The sequence below is a fragment of the Bacteroides sp. 51 genome, from assembly GCF_010500965.1.
GTDB lineage: Bacteria > Bacteroidota > Bacteroidia > Bacteroidales > Bacteroidaceae > Bacteroides.
In genome coordinates this window covers 1-315 of record NZ_QVMI01000180.1, presented here as the reverse complement: position 1 = coordinate 315, position 315 = coordinate 1, and the positions used below count along the sequence as shown (strand labels likewise).

Genomic DNA, 315 nt, shown 5'->3' with positions numbered 1-315 from the left:
CTCCGGAGAAGAATACCTACTGCCACCTGATTTATTGAAAGCATACGGAAAGTACGAGAGTGCCTGTGAAGAATATCATTCGGCTTCGATACCGCTTGTAAAGTATACTCTGAGGTAATCGGTAACATCCAACGCGACTGTAACTCGGCTCGTAAACGATTGTATGCGCCGGAGCAGGGGCAACAGGTATCTGTACCGGTGCGGCAGCAGCCGGTTTCTTTTTCCCACCAAAGCGGTGAGCTGAACGACAATGCTTCGGGCTTTATCGGTCAGTATGCGCACGGCAATGAGCCGAGTCATCATGTGGCGTATCTG

1 protein-coding gene is annotated in these 315 nt (G+C 50.8%); it reads right to left on the bottom strand.

Annotated features, from left to right (window positions below):
• Window positions 1-75 precede the first annotated feature (75 nt).
• Window positions 76-315: hypothetical protein (locus D0T87_RS24000; RefSeq protein WP_163178702.1), on the bottom strand; the 240-nt coding region annotated here is incomplete at its 5' end.